The 356-nt window shown below is 59.8% G+C and carries 1 protein-coding gene; it reads right to left on the bottom strand.

Going from position 1 to position 356, the window contains the following annotated elements; all coding sequences use genetic code 11:
* Positions 1-37: 37 nt before the first annotated feature.
* The coding region (locus tag EOB49_RS36800; protein ID WP_164781982.1) for a hypothetical protein at positions 38-356 on the bottom strand (319 nt) is incomplete at its 5' end.

The raw sequence follows: 356 nt of genomic DNA on the forward strand, positions 1-356 counted from the left end.
CACCTCTTGGGGCGATGCATCGGGGACAGGGGACGCGTTAGTCAGTGAAGGCTGTGCCGGCCTTCCGGGCGGCTGCTATGGCTTGGGCATGCCCATGAAAGACGTGCCATTCGCCCTTAGCTGCAGCCTTGCGTAGTGCCGGGTAGTCGGCGTCGTCGACATGCTCAAAGTAGGTGTCAAGGGTCAGCCCATGCTGCCTAAGCACGTTGCGCTCCAGATGCTGCTCGAATGCAACGACGACCACAGCCGCTTCAACCTCCTCGATCCCAAAGGCTTCCCCAGTCGGGATTTCTCCAGTCTCCACGAAGGCGTCAACAATGAACTGCTGTTGGGGTTCGCTGTGAGTGTCCCTGAAG

It is taken from the genome of Mesorhizobium sp. M7A.F.Ca.MR.148.00.0.0, assembly GCF_003997735.1.
Lineage (GTDB): Bacteria > Pseudomonadota > Alphaproteobacteria > Rhizobiales > Rhizobiaceae > Mesorhizobium.